The sequence below is a fragment of the Methylobacterium sp. 391_Methyba4 genome (genome assembly GCF_029691625.1).
GTDB lineage: Bacteria > Pseudomonadota > Alphaproteobacteria > Rhizobiales > Beijerinckiaceae > Methylobacterium > Methylobacterium fujisawaense.
Genome location: NZ_CP121475.1, coordinates 205,271 through 221,721, shown reverse-complemented (window position 1 = coordinate 221,721; position 16,451 = coordinate 205,271). Strand labels below are relative to the sequence as shown.

At 70.3% G+C, this 16,451-nt stretch carries 20 protein-coding genes and 1 pseudogene; 10 read left to right on the top strand and 11 right to left on the bottom strand.

Annotation, left to right across the window (positions count from 1 at the left end; all coding sequences use genetic code 11):
- Nucleotides 1–71: 71 nt before the first annotated feature.
- Genes P9K36_RS01195 through mdcA form a run of 6 tightly spaced genes read right to left on the bottom strand, consistent with a single transcriptional unit; the run spans nt 72 to nt 5,276 of the window.
- Complete coding sequence (locus P9K36_RS01195) at nt 72–998, bottom strand: acyltransferase domain-containing protein (protein WP_043755069.1); 927 nt, start codon at nt 996–998, stop codon at nt 72–74.
- Entirely contained in the window at nt 995–1,654 is a 660-nt protein-coding gene (mdcG, locus tag P9K36_RS01190) for a malonate decarboxylase holo-[acyl-carrier-protein] synthase (RefSeq protein WP_043755067.1), read from the bottom strand. The genes P9K36_RS01195 and mdcG overlap by 4 nt, the downstream gene beginning before the upstream one ends.
- A complete protein-coding gene (gene mdcE, locus P9K36_RS01185) occupies nt 1,647–2,363 on the bottom strand; it encodes a biotin-independent malonate decarboxylase subunit gamma (RefSeq protein ID WP_043350649.1) in 717 nt (238 codons plus the stop codon). Before mdcE ends, mdcG begins: the two co-directional genes overlap by 8 nt.
- A complete protein-coding gene (locus P9K36_RS01180; protein WP_043755064.1) occupies nt 2,350–3,279 on the bottom strand; it encodes a biotin-independent malonate decarboxylase subunit beta in 930 nt (309 codons plus the stop codon). Before P9K36_RS01180 ends, mdcE begins: the two co-directional genes overlap by 14 nt.
- 2 nt (nt 3,280–3,281) lie before the next feature.
- The gene (gene mdcC, locus P9K36_RS01175) at nt 3,282–3,590 is read right to left on the bottom strand and encodes a malonate decarboxylase acyl carrier protein (RefSeq protein WP_043755060.1); all 309 of its coding nucleotides are present in this window, start codon (nt 3,588–3,590) and stop codon (nt 3,282–3,284) included.
- A gap of 39 nt (nt 3,591–3,629) precedes the next feature.
- Nucleotides 3,630–5,276, bottom strand: a complete 1,647-nt coding sequence (mdcA, locus tag P9K36_RS01170) for a malonate decarboxylase subunit alpha (protein ID WP_043755058.1) — start codon at nt 5,274–5,276, stop codon at nt 3,630–3,632.
- A 227-nt stretch (nt 5,277–5,503) separates the two neighbouring features.
- Here mdcA and madL point away from each other — a divergent pair, with 227 nt between their 5' ends.
- From madL to P9K36_RS01155, 3 genes are all read left to right on the top strand, one after another.
- Complete coding sequence (gene madL / locus P9K36_RS01165) at nt 5,504–5,962, top strand: malonate transporter subunit MadL (protein WP_043755057.1); 459 nt, start codon at nt 5,504–5,506, stop codon at nt 5,960–5,962.
- 17 nt (nt 5,963–5,979) lie between these two features.
- On the top strand, nt 5,980–6,744 hold the full coding sequence (gene madM / locus P9K36_RS01160) for a malonate transporter subunit MadM (protein WP_043760600.1): 765 nt from the start codon (nt 5,980–5,982) through the stop codon (nt 6,742–6,744).
- A 123-nt stretch (nt 6,745–6,867) separates the two neighbouring features.
- Entirely contained in the window at nt 6,868–7,536 is a 669-nt protein-coding gene (locus P9K36_RS01155) for a GntR family transcriptional regulator (protein ID WP_043380236.1), read from the top strand.
- Nucleotides 7,537–7,859: 323 nt separating this feature from the next.
- Here P9K36_RS01155 and P9K36_RS01150 read toward each other — a convergent pair whose 3' ends face one another.
- Together P9K36_RS01150 and P9K36_RS01145 are read right to left on the bottom strand one after the other, a co-directional pair.
- Nucleotides 7,860–8,231 carry a cell division protein ZapA gene (locus P9K36_RS01150; protein ID WP_043345206.1) on the bottom strand — a complete coding sequence of 124 codons (372 nt, stop codon included), beginning with the start codon at nt 8,229–8,231 and terminating at the stop codon, nt 7,860–7,862.
- Between the two features lie 41 nt (nt 8,232–8,272).
- Nucleotides 8,273–8,557: a DUF4164 family protein gene (locus tag P9K36_RS01145; protein ID WP_043380241.1), complete on the bottom strand. Its 285-nt coding sequence runs from the start codon at nt 8,555–8,557 to the stop codon at nt 8,273–8,275.
- A 450-nt stretch (nt 8,558–9,007) separates the two neighbouring features.
- On the opposite strand from P9K36_RS01145, the gene gap reads away from it, so the two are divergent.
- From gap to P9K36_RS01110, 7 genes are all read left to right on the top strand, one after another.
- A complete protein-coding gene (gap, locus tag P9K36_RS01140) occupies nt 9,008–10,012 on the top strand; it encodes a type I glyceraldehyde-3-phosphate dehydrogenase (RefSeq protein ID WP_043345211.1) in 1,005 nt (334 codons plus the stop codon).
- Nucleotides 10,013–10,101: 89 nt separating this feature from the next.
- A complete protein-coding gene (locus P9K36_RS01135) occupies nt 10,102–10,587 on the top strand; it encodes a hypothetical protein (RefSeq protein ID WP_278306480.1) in 486 nt (161 codons plus the stop codon).
- A 35-nt stretch (nt 10,588–10,622) separates the two neighbouring features.
- Nucleotides 10,623–11,825: a phosphoglycerate kinase gene (locus tag P9K36_RS01130; RefSeq protein ID WP_043755049.1), complete on the top strand. Its 1,203-nt coding sequence runs from the start codon at nt 10,623–10,625 to the stop codon at nt 11,823–11,825.
- A 79-nt stretch (nt 11,826–11,904) separates the two neighbouring features.
- Nucleotides 11,905–12,225, top strand: a complete 321-nt coding sequence (locus P9K36_RS01125; protein WP_043755047.1) for a hypothetical protein — start codon at nt 11,905–11,907, stop codon at nt 12,223–12,225.
- Nucleotides 12,226–12,288: 63 nt separating this feature from the next.
- The gene (gene fba, locus P9K36_RS01120) at nt 12,289–13,359 is read left to right on the top strand and encodes a class II fructose-bisphosphate aldolase (protein ID WP_043345222.1); all 1,071 of its coding nucleotides are present in this window, start codon (nt 12,289–12,291) and stop codon (nt 13,357–13,359) included.
- A gap of 20 nt (nt 13,360–13,379) precedes the next feature.
- A complete protein-coding gene (locus P9K36_RS01115) occupies nt 13,380–14,024 on the top strand; it encodes a thiamine phosphate synthase (RefSeq protein WP_043380249.1) in 645 nt (214 codons plus the stop codon).
- A gap of 44 nt (nt 14,025–14,068) precedes the next feature.
- A complete protein-coding gene (locus P9K36_RS01110; protein WP_236961657.1) occupies nt 14,069–15,073 on the top strand; it encodes a tetratricopeptide repeat protein in 1,005 nt (334 codons plus the stop codon).
- A gap of 3 nt (nt 15,074–15,076) precedes the next feature.
- Here the strand turns inward: P9K36_RS01110 and P9K36_RS01105 are convergent, their stop codons facing one another.
- From P9K36_RS01105 to P9K36_RS01095, 3 genes and pseudogenes are all read right to left on the bottom strand, one after another.
- On the bottom strand, nt 15,077–15,517 hold the full coding sequence (locus P9K36_RS01105; RefSeq protein ID WP_052083508.1) for a cupin domain-containing protein: 441 nt from the start codon (nt 15,515–15,517) through the stop codon (nt 15,077–15,079).
- Nucleotides 15,514–15,927: pseudogene (locus P9K36_RS01100) on the bottom strand (carboxymuconolactone decarboxylase family protein). Before P9K36_RS01100 ends, P9K36_RS01105 begins: the two are co-directional and overlap by 4 nt.
- Nucleotides 15,928–15,954: 27 nt before the next feature.
- Nucleotides 15,955–16,380 carry a DUF779 domain-containing protein gene (locus P9K36_RS01095; protein WP_043345230.1) on the bottom strand — a complete coding sequence of 142 codons (426 nt, stop codon included), beginning with the start codon at nt 16,378–16,380 and terminating at the stop codon, nt 15,955–15,957.
- Nucleotides 16,381–16,451: the final 71 nt, after the last annotated feature.

Below are 16,451 nucleotides of genomic sequence, written 5' to 3'. Positions count from 1 at the left end.
GGCCCATCACCAGACTAGCGTCGCAGAGGCACGGCCAACCGCAATGGATGTGCGGCATATGTGCGGCGTGACTAAGGTCGCGCGAGCCAGTCCGTCACACCGCTGAGCGAGCGGAATTCCTCGACGGCGTGGACGCGTGCCGCCGGGAGGGCGGCCCGGGCCATCGTGGCGAGGGCATGCCCCGGCCCGAGTTCGAGCACGCGGTCCGCGCCGTACTCGCGGCACGCCTCAAGGCAGGCGGCCCAGTCGATCGTGCGCGAGATCTGAAGCGCCAGCTTCTCGCGACCGTCCGCGTCGCGAAACACCGTGCTCCCGTCCAGCCCGCTGACAAGGCGCGGCGCGCGGGCCGGCGGACGGCGCGGCGACACCGCGGCGAGCGCGTCCCGGAAGGCCACCGTTGCGGCATCCAACAGGGGCGTATGCGACGGCGTGTGGACGGGCAGGACCACGGCCCGCTGCGCGCCCGAGCCGGTCGCATCCCGGCACAGCGCCGCCAGCGCCTCGCGCGGACCGCCGACGACGCCGCTGTCGGCCGCGTTGCGGATGGCGATGTGGCAACCGTGGCGTGCCGCAAGATCCGCGAGCGCGTCGAGGCTCAGACCGCGGATCCCCGCCAGCCCGAACCCCGCGCCGGAGGCGGCATCCATGGCCTCCGCGCGTCGCGCAGCGAGAGCGAGCACGTCCGCGTGGTCGAGGCGTCCGGCGACGCCCCAGGCCGCGAGATCGCCGATGCTGTAGCCGGCCACGATCGAGCGGTCCGATGCCGCCCCGGCCAGCGCCCGCCACGCCGTCAGGGCGGCGACGCAGCACAGGATCTGACCGGTCCGGTTCGCCTGCAGGTTGTCGCCGCCCGCGCGGGCCAGGTCGCGCGGATCGGTGCCGCCGAGAAGCGGTCTGGCGGAAGCGAACACGTCCTGCGCGGCCGGATGATCGGCCGTGAGGTCGAACATGGCCGGGTGCTGGCCGCCCTGGCCGGAGAGGAGGATCGCGAGGGTCATGCCGGGCTCTGGCCGCGCAGGCCCGCGACCGCCTGCAGGGCCAGACGGTCCAGGCTCTTGGCGAGCACCGAACCGTCCTCCGGCGCGTCGCGCAGTTCGCGCCAGTGCAGACCGGCGCCGTCCGGCAGGAGGATCTCCCCATCGATGCCCATCGGTGCCGTCCCAGCCACGGCGGCGATGCCGTCGAGAAGACCGACCGGCACCGGAACTCGGCACGGCCAGAGCAGGTCGAGGTCGGAGGCGGCGCTCAGGTAGGTGAGGCCCGTGACAGCCTGCCAGAGGAGGCTGCCGAAGGGGCGCGGCACCAGGCCGTGCCGTCGGCCGAGCGCCGTGAGGGCGTCGACGGCCGGACCCCAGGACGCCGGGGCGTCGGCGGCGGCCTCGGCGAGGCTCACCGCCGGTACGGGCGACAGCGCGGATGCCGGCAGGGCGAGCCCGATCCGCCGCTTGCCGTCCGCGGGCGGCAGCGGCAGGCCGAGCGGCACCGCGTCGCCGGTCTCACCGGGAACACGGCGGCGGACGATCAAGGGCCGGCCCGCCGCGGCCCAGCCCTCCAGATGGGGGACGGCGCAGAGATCGGGCCGGTCCGCGCGCCACGCGTCCCAGGCCGCCGGATCGACGCGGACGAGGTCGTGGCGTCGGAAGGGCTCAGCCAAGGCGCGCCTGATCGGCGACGGCCGCCGCGACGGTGTGGGCGACCGGGCGGCCGCCCCGCTCGGCGCCCAGCCGGTCGCGGACGTCCTCCGCCTCCATCGTGTCGATCACCGCGCGGATCTGGCCGCCAAGGGGCCGGTCCTGGTCCAGAACGACGTGGACAGCACCGGCCGCCACCATGTTGTCGAGGCCGGGGGCGAAGACGGGGGTCGACTTGGCCATCTCCTCAAGGGTGTCGAGGGGCAGCTTGGTCACCCGGGCGACGGACGGCAGATCCATGACGCTGGGATTGGCCCCGGGCAGCGCCGCCAGGACCCGCGTCGCGAGGGCCGTGGCGATGAAGGCGCCGGCGGCCGAGTGGCCGTAGATCAGCCCGATCGTCGGATGGCCCGACCGGTCCGCCAGGAGCAGCGCCTTGGCGAGATGGGCGAGGCATTCGTTGAGACCCAAAAGCTCGTCACGGCGGCTCATGCGCTGGCTGTCGGAATCCACCGCCACCAGGATCGGCGCGCGGTCGCCGGTGCGCACGGCATTGAGCACGGCGCGCGACAGGACGAGCGCCCCGTCGACGCCGAGGGGCGTGTCGCCGTCGATGCCCACCACGTGCATCGGGCCGTCCCCGAACGGACCGGTGCCGGTCACGAGGCCCTCGCGCACCGCGACCGCGTGGCCCTGCGGGAAGAGGGAGGCGAGGATCTCAGCGAGCGTCATGGTCGGCCTCCGGGCTTCGTGCCACGGTCTCCGCGAAGGCGTCCGTATCCATTGCCGGCACGGATTTGGGATCGTTCACACCCAGGCGGGCCCAGACATCCGTGGCGTCGCGGCAATCGCCGAACCGGTCGATCCGGGCTTCCAGGCGGGCCTGCTCGGCTTCGAGGGTGTCCAGGTCGAAGGCCGGCGCGCGGCCGACGAGATCGCGGGCGGCCTTGCGGAAGGCCGAGACGATGTCGGCGCAGAAGGCGTCGGCACCCCCGATCAGGCGGCGGTGCTTGCCGCCCATGGTGCGCCAGACCAGCGCCCGGTCGCGGGAATCGAATTCCTCCGCGCCCTTGTTGGTCTCGATGACCTCGGGGCCGGACACCGAGATGCGGCCGCCCTCCGAGACCGCGAGCCGCGAGCAGGTGCCGGCGATCAGGCCGCCGCCGCCGTAGCAGCCGGCCCGGCCGCCGATCAGCCCGATCACCGGGATGCCTGCGACGCGCACATCGACGATGGCCCGCATGGCCTCGGCGATGGCCGTCTCGCCGGCATTGGCCTCCTGCAGGCGGACGCCGCCGGTGTCGAACAGGATCAGCACCGCCTTCGGCTTCAGCGCCAGGGCCGCCCGGAGCAGGCCGACCAGCTTGCCCCCATGCACCTCGCCGAAGGCCCCGCCCATGAAGCGGCCCTCCTGGGCGGCGATCAGGACCGGTTCGCCGTCGAGGCGCGCGCGGCCGACCACGATGCCGTCGTCGAAGGCGCGCGGCAGGTCGAACAGCGGCAGGTGCGGGCTCATGCGCCGCTCCGTCGGCGGCAGGAACTCGTGGAAGCTTCCCGGATCGGTGAGCGCCAGCACCCGCTGGCGGGCGGTGGCCTCGTACCAGCTCAGGGCGTCCGGATCGATGCTCGCGGCGCGGTCGCCAGCCATGGTCAGGCCTCCATCAGCCGCGCGCCCTGGAGCAGGCGCAGCGACACGGTGTCGGGGCGGGCACCGCCGTCGTTGATGCTGATGCGCAGGCCCCCGGGCTGCGCCCGGGCGACGAAATCGGCCACCACCGCCTCCCAGACGTCGCCGTAGCCGGCGATCGGGGTCTCGATGGCCACCTCGCAGGCATCCGGCGGCAGGACGCGCTCCAGAAGAATCTCCAAGTTGCCGGACGCCACGACGCCGGTGATCGCGCTCGGCACCGAGCCGGGCAGCGGCTTCTTCGTGGTGTGGCGGAAGGTCAGAGATTCCATGGCCGGCTCCTTGCCAGAGCACCCTTCATCGCGCGCCGCTCACCAGTTACGGAACCGGGCCGGCGGCTCGTAGAGCCCGCCGGACCAATGCACGAGATCCTTGATCGACTTCGCGGCGAGCAGCGCCCGGTCGGCGTCCAGGGGCTCGATGCCGAGATCCTCGGGGCGACGGATGACACCCCGGGCGCGCAGCGCCTCCACCTTCGTCCGGTCCCGGCCGCGACCGACCTCGGTGTAGCCGGCGACGCCCCGGATCGCCTGCTCGCGCTCGTCCGCGTCCCGGCAGAGCAGGAGGTTCGCGATACCCTCCTCGGTGACGATGTGGGTCACGTCGTCGGCGTAGATCATGACCGGCGCCAGTTCGAGGCCGATTTTCTTCGCCAGTTCGAGGGCGTCGAGCTTCTCCACGAAGGTCGGGACCAGCTTGTCGCCGAAGGTCTCCACCAGCTGCACCACGAGCTTGCGCCCGCGCATCAGCGCCGGGTCGCCGACGATCTGGCCCTCACGGCCGGCCTTCATCCAGGCATCGGAGGGATGGCGCCGGCCATGCGGGTCCGAGCCCATGTTGGGGGCGCCCCCGAAACCCGCCACCCGGGACTGCGTGACGGTCGAGGAATGGCCCATCAGGTCGATCTGGAGCGTCGCCCCGATGAACATGTCGCAGGCGTAGAGACCGGCGGTCTGACAGAAGGCCCGGTTCGAGCGCAGACTTCCGTCCGCGCCGGTGAAGAAGATGTCGGGCCGCTCACGGATGTAGCGGTCCATCCCGACCTCGGAGCCGAAGCAGTGGACCTGCTTGACCCAGCCGGATTCGATCGCCGGGATGAGGGTCGGGTGCGGGTTGAGCGCCCAGTGGGTGGCGATCTTGCCTTTCAGGCCGAGCTTCTCGCCGTAGGTCGGCAGCAGCAGCTCGATCGCCGCGGTCCCGAAACCGATTCCGTGGTTCAGCCGGCGGATGCCGTACTCGGCGTAGATCCCCTTGATCGCCATCATGGCGATTAGGATCTGGGTCTCGGTCATCGCCGCCGGATCGCGGGTGAAGAGCGGCTCGACGTAGAACGGCGTGTCGGCCTCGACCACGAAGTCCACCCGGTCGCCCGGGATGTCGACCCGCGGCACCGTGTCGACGATCTCGTTGACCTGCGCGACCACGACGCCGTTCTTGAAGGCGGTCGCCTCCACGACGGTCGGCGTGTCCTCGGTGTTCGGCCCCGTATACAGGTTGCCGTTCCGGTCGGCCGAAACGCCGGCGATCAGCGCCACGTTGGGCGTCAGATCGACGAAGTAGCGGGCGAACAGCTCCAGGTAGGTGTGGACCGCGCCGAGCTCGATCTGGCCGCCGTAGAGCATCTTGGCGATGCGGGCGCCCTGCGGACCGGAATACGAGTAGTCGAGCCGCTTCGCGATCCCGGTCTCGAACACGTCGAGGTGCTCGGGCAGCACGATCCCCGACTGGACCATGTGCAGGTCGTGGATCTTGTCGGGATCGCAGGCGCTCAGGCCGCGGGCGAGGCAGTCGGCCTGCTTCTGATTATCGCCCTCGAGACAGACACGGTCGCCGGGCCGCAGGATCGACTCCAGCAGGTCGACCACGGCCCCGGCCGGCACGACCTTGCCGTCCGCGTGGGCGCGCCCCGCCGCGATGCGCGCGTCCCGCGCCCGCCTCTCACCGCGCCACTCGCCCATCCGCGTGCTCCAACCGGTGTACCAAATGATATCTAGCGGTTGTTCCGGTATTTTCAAACCCGGCGCAATCACAGTTTCGTATACGGGATTGCGTGCGTGTGAACATATTGCATACTTCGCGCAACGGCCCCCGAGGCCGATCCGGGAAGGGAACGCGCCATGTTGCACGCGTCCACACGGCCGTCGGATGCGGCCGGAAGCGCCGCTCCAGTGAACGGGCAACGCCGATGATCGTCCTCGGTGTCGCCCTGCTCGCCGCCGCCACGCTGATCGGCGTGTATCTCGGCGACCTTCTTGGCCTCGCTCTCGGCGTCAAGGCGAATGTCGGCGGCGTCGGCATCGCCATGATCCTGCTCATCGCCGCGCGCCTGTGGCTGTCGCACCGGGGTCGCCTGACCAAAGGGGTCCAGTTCGGCGTCGAATTCTGGGCGGGGATGTACATCCCGATCGTGGTCGCCATGGCGGCCCAGCAGAACGTCGTGGCGGCCGTGAGCGGCGGTCCGATCGTGCTGATCGCGGCGACAGGCTCCCTGGTCCTGTGCTTCGGCGCCGTCGCCCTGCTCAGCCGGATCGGACGGCGCGATCCCGGCAGCGACGCCGTGGAGCATGGCGGCTCCGTGATCGGCGGCGACGCCGAGCCCGAAGCGGTGGCGCCGGCCGCCGCGCCCGGCGCCAGGAAGGGGTGAACGCCATGGGACACGACATCTGGCACGGCATCGAACACGTCTTCGTCGAGCAGAGCCTCGTGGCCGCCTTCGCGGTGGTCGGCGCGCTGATCCTCGTCTCGAACTACGCCGCCAAGCGCCTCACCAAGGGCCGCGTCCACGGCTCCGCGATCGCGATCGTGCTGGGGCTGGCACTCGCCTATCTCGGCGGGCTCTACACGGGCGGGAAGAAGGGCCTCGCCGACATCCCGGCGCTTGCCGGGATCGGCCTGATGGGCGGGGCGATGCTGCGCGACTTCGCCATCGTCGCCACCGCCTTCGAGGTGGACGTGATCGAGGCGCGGCGTGCGGGCCTGCTGGGCGTCCTGGCCCTCGCCCTCGGGACGATCCTGCCGTTCATCGTCGGCACCCTGACCGCCGTGGCCTTCGGCTATCACGACGCGGTCTCGATCACGACGATCGGCGCGGGGGCGATCACCTACATCGTCGGGCCCGTCACCGGCGCGGCGATCGGCGCGGATTCCACCGTGATGGCGCTGTCCATCGCGACCGGGGTGACCAAGGCGGTCATGGTCATGGTCGGGACGCCCCTGGTGGCCCGGTTGATCGGCCTCGACAACCCGCGCTCCGCGATGGCGTATGGTGGCCTGATGGGCACGGTCAGCGGGGTCGCGGGCGGCCTCGCGGCGACCGATCCGAAGCTCGTCCCCTACGGCGCGCTGACGGCGACGTTCCACACCGGAATCGGCTGCCTCGTCGGCCCCTCGATCCTGTTCCTGACGGTGCGGGCCCTGGTCGGCTGAAGCGGCTTCGTTCCGGCGCGTCCGGTCGCGATGCGGATTCGCCCGTGCGGATTAGGGTATGGTTCCGCATCGTCTTCCCGAAGACTGGCAGGCGCCGCTCATGGGATGATTGAGGAACGGCGGATGCACGGCGACTTTCAGAAGATCGACAGCGGGCTGCTCTCGGACCGGATCCGCGACGCGCTCACCGACGCCATCGCGTCAGGGACTATCGCGGCCGGCACGGCCCTCGACGAGCAGAACCTGGCCGATCGCTACGGCGCGTCGCGCACGCCCGTCCGGGAGGCGCTGCGCCAGCTCGCGGCCTCGGGGCTCGTGGAGATCCGGCCCCGCCGGGGCGTCGTGGTGGTGCGCCTCACGCCGCAGCGGATCGCCGACATGTTCGAGACGACCGCCGAGATCGAGGCGATGTGCGCCCGGCTCGCCACCTACCGGATGACGCCCCTGGAGCGCGGGGAGCTCATGGAGCTTCACGAGGAATCCGCCAAGGCGGTCGAGGCGGGCGACGTCGACGCCTACGACCGGTTCAACCGCGCCTTCCACGAGGCGCTCTACACGGCGACCCACAACGGCTTCATGGCCGAGCAGGCCCTGGCGATCCGCGAGCGCCTCGCCGCGTTCCGGCGCACGCAGCTCCGCCACGCCGACCGGATCCGCCGTTCGCGGGAGGAACACGGCGAGATCCTGGCGGCGATCGCCGAAGGGGACGGCGAGACGGCCGCCCGGCGAATGCGCGCGCACATGCTCCGGGCGGCGGCGGCGCTGGGGCGCTACATCGCCGAGACGGAATGAGGTTTTCGGCGGCGATGATCGGTCCGGCGCGGCAACCCGGCCCCGGACGGTCTCACGGTTGCGCGAAGACCAGTCCGACCACGAACCGAAAGGGCCTCGAACGGTCGATCAGCACCGGCAGCCGGTGACGGTCGTGTTCAAGGGGACCGGCGTCGTGCCCGCATCCACGTCAGTCCAGAGGGGGTGAGGCTTCCCGGCAATCCCGCCGCTGTCGGCGCCGCCGGGGTCGGATTGCGGTCCGCGAATGGCTCGCGCGCGGCGTCGGAATGCGAACCGGTTCGACAGTGCAGGCGTCCGGCTCCTTTTCGTTCACGTGGTGTCGTTCACGTGCGCGGACTCACCCCGCCGAGCGCGTCGGCGAGCTTTCCGATATGCTCGGCCGCCCGCCCGATTCCGACGGCCGCCCGCTCGGCATCCTCCGCTCGCCCGCGCTCGGCAGCCTCGGCAGCGGCGCGCAGCGCCGCGACGTCGGTCTCTAGGGTCGCGTACCGCATGCGCAGCTCCGCGAGCTCGTCGACGATGGTCAACGCCGCCATGACCTGAAGGCGCATGTCCCCGATCTCGCCGAAGCTCTTGCGCATCTCGCCGATGCGCCCATCGAGGGTGGCGGCGAGGCCGGTGAGATGCGCCTCCTCCCCCTCCCCGCAGGCCATGCGGTAAGAGCGGCCATCAATGGTCACGTTGATCTGCGGCAAAGGCGGCTCCGCTGTGCGCTCGACAGGCGTAGGCGTGGGGATCAGGCGCGCCCGAGCACATCCTGGACGGTCTCGATCGCCCGGTCGAGCCGATGCCCGACCTCCCCCGTGGTCGCCGAGACGGTGGCGAGACGGGCGCTCGCAGCGTCGAGAGCCGCGGCGAGGCGGGCCCGATCCTCGTCCATCAGCGCGAGTTCCGCATCCCGGTCGTCGGGCTGCGCGGCCACCTCAAGGCGGCGCTGGACGACGGCATCCAGGCGGTTGATGGCCGCCTCGAGGCGGCGGAGGGCGTCGTCGATGGAACGGAGCTCGGTCTCGTCGGCCATGGTTCTGTGTCTACCTCGACAGCAAGCTTTCCGTCGAATGCAGCCGAAATTCCAGGGGGAAATGGCCTTCGATCCCCGATCCGGGTGAACTCCGAATGGATCGTGCCGATCCCTGTTTATTGGACGGTGGATCGAAGGTCTTTGTCACGGCGACGCGTTTGACAGGTCGAGGCTCCATGCTAGACAGCCGCGCGATCCCGAGAGGGACCGCGCGAGACATGCCGGAGGGCCGGTCCGCGACAGTTCCGAGGCCTCAGCCGGCACCGTCCGATCCGACGGTCACGCGCGTGGAAGCCCGGCCTCTCCCGGTCCGGTTCATCGCAGGTTCAAACCCGCCCGCACAGATCCCGCCCGGCCCGGCCCGGACGGTATGGCGGGCCGCCGAGACCGCTCCGCGGACCATCCCCCAGGTCCGGCGCGCGGCGAGCCGCATCAGGAAGGAGTCACGCCGTGACGAAGGTTGCCATCAACGGGTTCGGACGCATCGGCCGCAACGTCCTGCGCGCGATCGCGGAGGCCGGCCGCAGCGACATCGAGGTCGTGGCGATCAACGATCTCGGCCCGGTGGAGACCAACGCCCACCTGCTCCGCTACGACTCAGTGCACGGCCGCTTCCCCGGCGAGGTCGCCGTGGACGGCGAGTTCCTGGTGGTGAACGGCAAGCGCATCAAGGTCACGGCCGTGCGCAACCCGGCCGAGCTGCCGCACCGCGACCTCGGCGTCGACATCGCGCTGGAATGCACCGGCATCTTCACCTCGAAGGACAAGGCGAAGGCCCATCTCGACGCCGGCGCCAAGCGCGTCCTCGTCTCGGCCCCGGCCGACGGCGCCGACCTGACGGTGGTCTACGGCGTCAACCACGACAAGCTCACGGGCGAGCACCACGTCGTGTCGAACGCCTCCTGCACCACCAACTGCCTGGCGCCGGTCGCCCAGGTGCTGGACGCCGCGGTCGGCATCGAGCGCGGCTTCATGACCACGATCCACTCCTACACCAACGACCAGCCCTCGCTGGACCAGATGCACAAGGATCTCTACCGGGCCCGCGCCGCGGCGCTCTCGATGATCCCGACCTCGACCGGCGCCGCGAAGGCCGTCGGCCTCGTGCTGCCGGAGCTGAAGGGCAAGCTCGACGGGACCGCGATCCGCGTGCCGACCCCGAACGTCTCGGCGGTGGACCTCGTCTTCACGGCCAAGCGCGCGACGACGGTCCAGGAGATCAACGACGCCATCAAGGCCGCCGCAGCCGGCCCGCTCAAGGGCGTGCTGGGCGTCACCGACCGGCCGAACGTCTCGATCGACTTCAACCACGATCCCCATTCCTCGACCTTCCACCTCGACCAGACCAAGGTGATGGACGGCGTGCTGGTGCGCATCCTGACCTGGTACGACAACGAGTGGGGCTTCTCGAACCGCATGGCCGACACCGCCGTGGCGATGGCCAAGCTCATCTGAGCCGGACTGCAGCGGTCGCCGCCTCCTGAGAGGTCGGCGGCCGCACCACTCTTCGGACGGCCTTTCTTCGAACCAGGGACTCTCCAGGGATGACCGACGCTTCGCAGGGCACGTCGAGCGGGCCGGCTGCCGTGCCGCCCGCCCCCAAGCCGGCTCCGCCGCCGCCCGCCACACCCGCCGCCGCACCGACCGCGGCCCCTGCCGCATCCGCGGTCCCATCCCACCCGCTTCCGGCCAACCAGCTCTTCGATCAGCTCGCGCGGATCGAGGACAAGTGTTCGCGGATCGAGGACAAGTATGCCCGCTCCGAGGCACTGCTGTCCCGAGTCGAGGACAAGGTCGAGAATGCGGCGAACCGGATGAATGAATCGGCGCGCCAGTCCGACCTGGCGGCGCTCCGGACGGAGATGCGCGGCCTCGCCGAGCGCACCCGGCGCCTGCCCGGGACCGGCGCCCTCGTCCTTACCGCCGTGATCACCGCCATCCTGACCGTGGTCCTGATGGTCGCCGTCCAGCGTCTGAATCTCGACCGCCTGCTGCCGCAGCGGGCCACCATCGGCACCACCGCGCAGTAATCGCCCTCGCCCCGCACAGGACCGCACCAGACCGCATGAGCGCCTTCCGCACCCTCGACGATGCCGGCTCCCTCAAGGGCAAGCGGGTACTCATGCGCGTCGATCTGAACGTGCCCATGGAAAACGGGCGGGTGACCGACGCGACCCGCATCGCGCGCGTCGCGCCGACGATACGCGAGGTCGCCGAGCAGGGCGCCAGGGTGATCCTGCTGGCTCATTTCGGCCGGCCGAAGGGCAAGCGCGAGCCGAAGGATTCGCTGGAGCCGGTAGTCCCGGCCCTCGGCGCGGCCCTCGGGCACACCGTCGCCTTCGCGGCGGATTGCGTGGGCGACGCCGCCGCGCAGGCGGTGGCGGCCCTGAAGGACGGCGACGTCCTCCTCCTGGAGAACACCCGCTATCATCCCGGCGAGGAGAAGAACGACGCGGCTTTCGCGGACGCCCTGGCGGCGAACGGCGACGTCTACGTCAACGAGGCCTTCTCGGCAGCCCACCGCGCCCACGCCTCCACCGAGGGTCTGGCGCACCGGTTGCCGGCCTATGCCGGCCGCGAGATGCAGGCCGAGCTCGACGCGCTGACCAAGGGCCTGGAATCGCCCCAGCGCCCGGTGATCGCGCTGGTCGGCGGCGCCAAGGTCTCGTCCAAGATCGATCTCCTGGAGAACCTCGTCGCCAAGGTCGACATGCTGGTGATCGGCGGCGGCATGGCCAACACGTTCCTGCACGCGCAGGGCAAGGCGGTGGGCAAGTCCCTCTGTGAGAAGGATCTCGCCGAGACCGCCACGCGCATCCTGGCGGCGGCCGAGAAGGCCGGCTGCCGGATCATCCTGCCGGTCGACGCGGTCGCCGCGACCGAGTTCAAGGCGCAGGCTCCCCACGAGACCGTGCCGGTGGATTCCGTGCCGGACGCGAGCATGATCCTCGATGCCGGTCCGCGCTCGGTCGCCGAGATCAATGCCGCCATCGACGGGGCCAAGACCCTGGTGTGGAACGGCCCGCTGGGCGCCTTCGAGCTGACCCCATTCGACGCCGCCACCGTGGCCGCCGCCAAGCACGCGGCCGCGCGGACGAAGGATGGCCAGCTCGTCTCGGTTGCGGGCGGCGGCGACACCGTGGCCGCGCTCAACCATGCCGGCGTGGCGCAGGACTTCACCTACGTCTCGACCGCCGGCGGCGCCTTCCTCGAATGGCTTGAGGGCAAGGCCCTCCCGGGCGTCGAGGCGCTGCGGGCGAAGGGCTGAGACGGCCACCTTGCGCTCCTCCCCCATTGGCCCGACCCTATCTATACTGCCGGCCTTGATCAGCCGGGGGGCCGGGGCGATGGGTGACGATGGGGAGAACGCGACCCTCAAGAATCTAAGGGGCATCCAGGCGAGCCTGGCGGATCTGCGGTCCGAGACGGTGACGCGCTTCGACAGGCTCGAGGCGCGGATCGATCGTCTGAACGCGGCCGGGATGCGCGTGACGATGCGGGCCACGGCGGTAAGGTCTGACGCGCGGGTCAGCGAGGTCGAGGACCGCGTCGCGTCCCTGGTGAGCCGGACCGACCGGGGATCATCCGCCGAAAGAATGGCCTGCGCCGCGTCGGAGATTGACCGAAAGCAAGGCACCCGGCAGAGCGAAACGATACAGCCCAGCTGAGGGCCTCACCGCGCCTCCGGCGATCGGTCGGACAACGAAACGGGAAACGGGAAGACACGCACGATGGCACGCATCACCCTCCGGCAGCTCCTCGATCACGCCGCTGAGTACGAGTACGGCGTGCCCGCCTTCAACCTGAACAACATGGAACAGGGGCTCGCCATCATGGCGGCCGCCGATGCCACCGACTCGCCGGTGATCCTCCAGGCGAGCCGTGGCGCCCGCGCCTACGCCAACGACGTCGTGCTGGCCAAGCTGATCGACGGCCTCGTCGAGATCTACCCGCACATCCCCGTCTGCATGCATCTCGACCACGGCAACAACGAAGCCACCTGCGCCACCGCGATCCAGTATGGCTTCACCTCGGTGATGATGGACGGCTCGCTGAAGGCCGACGGCAAGACCCCGGCCGACTACAACTACAACGTCGAGATCACCCGCAACGTCACCAAGATGGCCCACTGGGCCGGCGTCTCGGTCGAGGGTGAGCTGGGCGTGCTCGGCTCGCTGGAGAGCGGCCAGGGCGAGGCCGAGGACGGCCACGGCGCCGAGGGTACGCTCAGCCACGACCAGCTCCTGACCGACCCGGAGGAGGCCGTGAAGTTCGTCGAGGCCACCAAGGTGGACGCGCTGGCGGTGGCCATGGGCACGAGCCACGGCGCCTACAAGTTCACCCGCAAGCCCGACGGCGAGGTGCTGGCGATGAACGTGATCGAGGAGATCCACCGCCGCCTGCCGACGACCCACCTCGTCATGCACGGCTCCTCGTCGGTGCCGCAGGACCTGCAGGACATCATCAACCAGTACGGCGGCCAGATGAAGCCGACCTGGGGTGTTCCGGTCGAGGAGATCCAGCGCGGCATCAAGCACGGCGTGCGCAAGATCAACATCGACACCGACAACCGCATGGCGATGACCGGTCAGATCCGGAAGGTCCTCACCGAGAACCCCTCCGAGTTCGACCCGCGCAAGTACCTGAAGCCCGCCATGGAGGCGATGACCAAGCTCTGCAAGCAGCGCTTCGAGGAGTTCAACACCGCCGGCAAGGGCTCGAAGATCCGGCCGATCTCGGTCGCCGAGATGGCCAAGCGCTACGCCAGCGGCGCCCTGGATCCGAAGATCGGCGCGCGGTAAGGCGCCGGTTGTCGCCCCCGATGAGCACCAATGCCCGCCTCGCCCTTCTCGGACCGCACGGTCTCGACGCCGAGGGACTCGAAGGCTTCGTGGCGGCCCTGAAGGCCGCCTGCGAAGCGGGCGATGTCGCCGCCGTGATCCTGCGGCTCGCCGCCACCGACGAGCGCGGGCTGACGGCCCGCGTGAAGGCGGTCGCTCCGGTGGCGCAGGAGCGGGGCGCGGCCCTGGTCGTGGCCTGTCCGGGTTTCACGGGTGATCTCGCCACGGTGGCGATCCGCGGCGGCGCCGATGGCATCCATGTCGACAAGCCGCGCGACCTGAAGGATCTGCGCGGCCGGCTGCGCGACGGGCGCATCCTCGGTGCTGGAGGCATCGAGACCAAGCATGGCGCCATGGAAGCCGGCGAGGCGGGTATCGACTATCTGATGTTCGGCGGGCTGTATCCGGACGGTGTCGCGCCGGAGGCGGAGACCGTCCGGGCCCGCGCCACCTGGTGGGCCGAAATCTTCGAGACGCCGTGCATCGCGGTCGCCGTCGCCGCCGACGAGATCGGGCCGCTCGGCGCGACAGGCGCGGAGTTCGTGGGATTGGAGAGCGGCCTCTGGCTGTCGGATCCGGCGGCCGTCGAGCGGGCCCAGCGCGTCCTTCGGGAGGCTGCCGCGTGAGGCGCCGCAACGCCCCTCATCTGTTGGCTTTCGTCGGAGCGGCAGTGCTCGCTCTGCCGACCTGGGCCGTCTCCGCTCCGGCCGACCCGCCCGCGACCGCGGCGCCCGGATCGATCGGGTCCACCGCGCAGACCGGCAAGAAGCCGATGCCGGAACTGCCGAGTCCCTATACGCCGAACTACACCCGGGGCGCCGTGCCGCCGCAGGGCGGTCAGCCGCCGGATCTCGCCTACGGCGCCTATCAGAAGGGCCAGTACGTCACGGCCTTCCGCGAGGCGACGAAGCGCATCGAGGCGAATCCGAAGGACGCCGCTGCCATGACGCTTCTCGGGGAGCTGTACAACCAGGGCCTCGGCGTGAAGCAGGACCCGGTGAAGGCCGCCGACTGGTATCGTCTGGCCGCCGCACAGAACGACCCGTCCGCCATGGCATCCCTCGGGCTCATGGCGCTCGACGGACGCGGTATGCCGAAGGATCCGAAGGCCGGGCGCCGATGGCTGGAACAGGCCACGTCCCAAGGCTCGCCGACTGCCGCCTACAATCTCGGCCTGATCCTGATCGGCACCGGGGCCACGGCCGACGAGGCGGCGGCCGCCGCGCAGTTCCGCAAGGCGGCCGATGCGGAGATCGGCCCCGCGCAGCACGATCTGGGCGTTCTCTACCTCCAGGGTCGCGGGGTGCCGAAGGATCCGACCAAGGCGGCGGAGTTGTTCCGGCGCGGCGCCGACAATGGCGATCTCGCCAGTGAGGTCGAGTACGCGATCCTTCTGTTCAACGGCACCGGCGTCACCAAGGACGAGCGGGCGGCTGCCCGCTATTTCCTGCACGCGGCCTCGCGCGGCAACGCCATCGCGCAGAACCGCGTCGCGCGCCTCTACGCGGTCGGCCGTGGCGTCGCCAAGAATCCCGTCGAGGCTGCGGCCTGGAACCTTGCCGCTGCCGGACAGGGCCTGTCCGACGCGTGGCTGGATCAGACGCTGTCCGGCCTTTCCGCCGACGAGCGCTCGCGCGCCGAGCGCCTCGCCAATGAGCGGATCGAACAGCGCTGAGCGCTACCCCTCGGCCTTGGACCAGTCGACGCCGGCCTCGAGGTGCGGCAGCAGGACGACGCTCTCCTGCTCGTTGGGATCCGTCCGGGCGATCACGGCTGTGACGGGCTCCGTCTGGCTGCGGTTGTAAGGCAGGTGCGGCACGTCGGCGGCGATATAGACGAACTCGCCGGCCCCCGCGATCGCGTGATGCTCCAGCCGTTCGCCCCAGAAACAGCCTGACACGCCCGACAGCACGTAGATCGCCGTCTCGTGCGATTCGTGCTTGTGCGCATGGGCACGCTCCCCGGGCGGTATCTCCAGAAGCTGCATGTGCAGCGCCTTCGAGCCCACGGCTTCGGCGGAGACCGCCGGCCGGTAAATGTGCCCCTGCTTGCCGCGGAAGGGCGCACTCTCGCGCACCACCAGGAAACCCTGCTCCCCTTGACCGGACACGGAACTCATGGACCTTCCTCCACTCTGAAGGCGGGATCGACCGGGATCTGCATGCCGTTCACCAGCGCGTTGGTCTGGTGGGCCATGCCGACCACCGCCAGGAACTCGCCGTGCTGCGCGTCCGTCAAGCCCTTGGCCCGCGCAGCGGCGGTGTGGGAATGGATGCAGTACGGGCATCCATTGGCGATCGAAACCGCGATGTAGACCAGCTCTTTGGTCAGGGGATCGAGTGTTCCCGGTCCCATGACGGTCTTCAGGACGGATCAGGTCCGTTCGAGCAGTGCCGGATCGTTGGCGAGGCCCCGCCAGAAATTGTTGATGAAGTCGGAGCCGCGAGTCGCCTGGATGTCGGCGAACACAGCGCCGATGCGCGGGTCGGTTTCGGCCTCGGCATCGGACCAGAGTTTGACGGTGGCCATCGTGCCCCCTCCCCGCGAAGCTCGTCCTCAGAGTTTGCAGGCCCCTTCGAGGGCCCGGTTCTCCGCGTCGGAGAACAGGCGCGAGCGAATATGGAAGCGCTTCTCGCGTCCATTCTCCAGCGAGAACATGCCGCCGCGCCCCGGCACGACATCGAGGAGCAGGTGGGTGTGCTTCCAGACCTCGAATTGCGACCGGCTGATGAAGAACTCGGCGCCGCCGACGGTGCCGAGTCGGACGTCCCCGTCGCTCACCAGGAAATCACCGACGGGGTAGCACATGGGCGAGGAGCCGTCGCAGCAGCCGCCGGACTGATGGAACATGACCGGGCCGTACTCGCTCCGCAGCTCGTCGATGAGAGCGAGAGCCGCCGGGGTGGCGGTCACCCGCAGGGGTGTCCCGTCGGCGCCGGCCTGCTCGGCGACGTTGGCGTCCAAGGTCTGATCCGAATTCATGCCATCCTCCCCAGTCGATGTTGAAATATGCGCGGTTGCCGGCGGGTTTCCACCGCAACGCGAGCGAATGC